This is a genomic window from Cellulomonas citrea (assembly GCF_009829685.1).
Taxonomy (GTDB): Bacteria; Actinomycetota; Actinomycetes; order Actinomycetales; family Cellulomonadaceae; genus Cellulomonas; species Cellulomonas citrea.
Map to the genome: position 1 here is coordinate 1 of NZ_VWSD01000216.1, position 3,399 is coordinate 3,399.

Annotated in this window: 3 protein-coding genes; all 3 read right to left on the minus strand. The window is 73.2% G+C overall.

Translation table 11 applies throughout. The features are described from left to right. Positions 1-757 precede the first annotated feature (757 nt). Positions 758-2,029: a tyrosine--tRNA ligase gene (tyrS, locus tag F2B26_RS15195; RefSeq protein ID WP_159810796.1), complete on the minus strand. Its 1,272-nt coding sequence runs from the start codon at positions 2,027-2,029 to the stop codon at positions 758-760. 84 nt (positions 2,030-2,113) lie between these two features. Next, positions 2,114-2,833, minus strand: a complete 720-nt coding sequence (locus F2B26_RS15200) for a DNA-3-methyladenine glycosylase (RefSeq protein ID WP_159810798.1) — start codon at positions 2,831-2,833, stop codon at positions 2,114-2,116. Further along, positions 2,812-3,399 (minus strand): nucleoside/nucleotide kinase family protein (locus tag F2B26_RS15205; protein WP_235929709.1); only part of this gene is annotated, 588 nt, incomplete at its 5' end. The genes F2B26_RS15205 and F2B26_RS15200, both read right to left, overlap by 22 nt.

Below are 3,399 nucleotides of genomic sequence, written 5' to 3' on the forward strand. Positions count from 1 at the left end.
TCGACACCAACCCAGCCACCACCCGCAACACCCGCCACAACAGCAAGCACCACGAACAGCAACCAAGCAAACGGCATCGACTACTCTCGACACACTGTTGAGTTCTCAAACAACACACGCGCATCCGTGCCGACCGTGAGGCCGTCATCGAAGGCTTGTCCTACGATCTGAGCGCGCGACCACAAGACGCCGAAGCGTCGAGGACCTGCTCAGGTTTGTCCGCCGGTCCGGGACCGGCCACCGGGTTCAACCCTCGGTGTCCGTTCCTCCCTGCGGCGGCTTGGAGAACATTACCGGTGTGTTGCCGCGTGTGCAAATCGGCCCCCGCGGACGGCCCCACAGAGCCCTCATGCGCTGCGTTTTCGCAGGTCAGAGGCTCTGTGAGTCACCAGCGTCCGTGGGGCAGGCCGTTCGCGGCAGACGAGGCCCCCTGTGCTCGACCGGCAGAGGCCCCCGGACGTGACTGACGGCGAGGTCCGGGCACGCTCACGGCTCGCCCCGACAACGCGCGAGGACCAGTCGCCGTCGCCGACCCGGCGACCCGGCGCGAGGAGCCGGCCTCCCGGGACACGGCGCCGGGTCCCGGTACGAGCACGCGACGCCACGACCCGGCTACGGGGACGCGTCGAGAGTCCCGACGCCGCGACCCGGCGCGAGGTCCGGGCGACGCGCGCCCCACAGACGCGAGCACCCGCCGCAGACGTTCCTGCGACGGGTGCTCGGTCACGACAGCGGGACGCGGGGCGCCCCGGTGCGCTCAGTCCTCGGCGGGTCGGGTGTCCACCACGGCGAGCGTGCGCTTGCCACGACGCAGCAGCGCCCACCGTCCGTGCAGCAGCTGGTCGGCCGCCAGCACGGCGTCCGGGTCGCTCACCCGCTCGTTGTTCACCGACAGCCCACCCTCGGCCACCGCCCGGCGGGCAGCCGCCTTCGACTCCACGACGCCCGAGGCCGCCGCGAGGTCGACCCACCGGTCCCCCACCGCGCCAGGCGCCGAGCGGAGCTCGGCGACCGCCGCCTGCACCGTGGCCTCGTCGAGGTCGGTCAGCGAACCACGGCCGAACAGCGCCGTGCTCGCCGCGATCACCTGGTCGGTCGCGTGGTCGCCGTGCACCAGCCGGGTCACGTCGTCCGCGAGCACCCGCTGCGCACGCCGCGCCGCCGGCGCGTCCTGCACCGCGGCCTCCAGCTCGGCGATCTCCTCCCGGCTGCGGAAGGTGAACACCTTGAGGTGGCGGACGACGTCGGCGTCATCGGTGTTGAGCCAGAACTGGTAGAACGCGTACGGGCTCATCATGTCCGGAGCCAGCCAGATCGCCCCGCCCTCGGACTTGCCGAACTTGGTCCCGTCGGCCTTCGTGATGAGCGGCGTCGTCATGGCGTGCACCACGTCGTGCTCGGACTTGCGGATCAGCTCCACCCCGGACAGCAGGTTGCCCCACTGGTCGTTGCCGCCGGTCTGCAGCGCGCAGCCGTAGCGCCGGTGCAGCTCGAGGTAGTCCAGCCCCTGCAGGATCTGGTAGCTGAACTCGGTGAACGAGATGCCCTCCTCGCTCGCGAGCCGGCGGGCCACCGTGTCCTTGGCCAGCATGGTGCCGAGCCGGTAGTGCTTGCCGACGTCGCGCAGGAAGTCGATCGCGGTCAACGAGCCCGTCCAGTCGAGGTTGTTGACCATCCGGGCGGCGTTCGGGCCGTCGAAGTCGAGGAAGTGCTCGATCTGCGCCTGCAACCGGCCCACCCAGGTCGCGACGGTCTCCTTGGTGTTGAGCACCCGCTCCCCCGACATGCGGGGGTCGCCGATGAGGCCGGTCGCGCCGCCGACGAGGGCCAGCGGACGGTGACCTGCGCGCTGCAGGTGCCGCATGAGCACGAGCTGCACCAGGTGGCCGTGGTGCAGGCTCGGCGCCGTCGGGTCGAACCCGGCGTAGAAGGTGATCGGGCCGTCCGCCAGCGCAGCGCGCAGCGCGGTCAGGTCCGTGGTCTGGGCGACCAGCCCGCGCCAGGCGAGCTCGTCGAGGATGTCGGTCATGCACAGCTCCTCAGCCGGCCGCAGCCGGCACGACGGTGCGCCGGTGGCGCACAAGGGTCAGGGGTTGGGGTCACGCGCAGGTGCTCACGCCGACGTCGTCGCCCCACCGGGGGCGTCTCCCGACGCCGGCGAGCGATACCCGGGCCGGAACGCCGACACCGTCGGCTCGTTGGTCAGCCACAGCCGCCAGGGATGACGCGTCGGGTCGCTGCCGGCCCCGCCGACACCCACCCGCACACCCGAGGCCACCGTGCCCGGACGTGACGGCAGCTCGGCCCGGTGCACGACGACGCGCCCGTCGGCCTCCGTGACGTCGGCGCCGTTGTCGTCCAGCGCCAGGCCCAGGCACACCGACAGGCGCGCCGGACCGCGGGCCAGCTGCCGGGCGCTGTCCACCGTCCCGTGCCGCGCACGGCGCGCCCAAGCCAGGTCCGCCCCGTCGACCACCTCGCCGGCGCGCAGCAGCACCGCGGCCGGCCGACCGGTCGGCTCGGCCACCACGTTGGCGCAGTCGTGCAGTCCCAGGTGGCGGTACACGTACAACCGGCCAGGCTCGGCGAACATCGTCGCGTTGCGCGCGTTGCGACCGCGGTAGGCGTGCGAGGCGGGGTCGTCGTCGCCGCCGTAGGCCTCGACCTCGGTGAGACGCACCGTCACGTCGCCGTCCGGCGACCGGGTCGTGACGAACGCGCCGAGCAGGTCACGCGCGACGTCGAGCACCGACCGGGCGAACCAGACGCGGGCCGGGACCCGGCCGAGCGTCGGGACTTCCCTTTCGGCGGTCACGTCGGCATTGTGCCCCATGCGTCGAGGCGCACGTCGGCCCGTCGGAGGGTGTCCTGCGCCGCGAAGTGGTCGGCCTCGTCCCGCATCCAGGCGATCCAGTGCTCCCGGGCGCCCTCGCCGTCCCGGAGCAGACCACGGGCGAGGCGCAGGTCGTCGGGCGCCTGCACCCAGACCCGCAGCGACGCCACCGGGTCGCAGTCGCGACGCGCGGCACCGCAGCCCTCGAGGACGAGCACCTGCGGCACCGGGACCGGCACCCACTCGGCGAACCGGCCCAGCACCCAGTCGTAGCGCTGGTAGCAGCCCGGCTCACCACGGCGCAGGGGTTCGAGCACCTGGGCGCTCAACCGCGGCCACAGCGAGCCCGCCAGCCCGGACCAGCCCTCGTAGAGATCGTCCAGGTGCAGCACGGCGACCCGGGGCCGGACCAGGCCTTGGGCACTGCTCGGGGGCATCGACCTGCCACCGCGCGTGGGCGGCACGGCACCGCCCAGCGGCGCGGGCCCGTCACCCCCCGGGGTCGGGGCGGCACCGCCGGTGACCGCGAGCGCCGACGCGAGGGCCGCGGCGAACGTCGTCTTGCC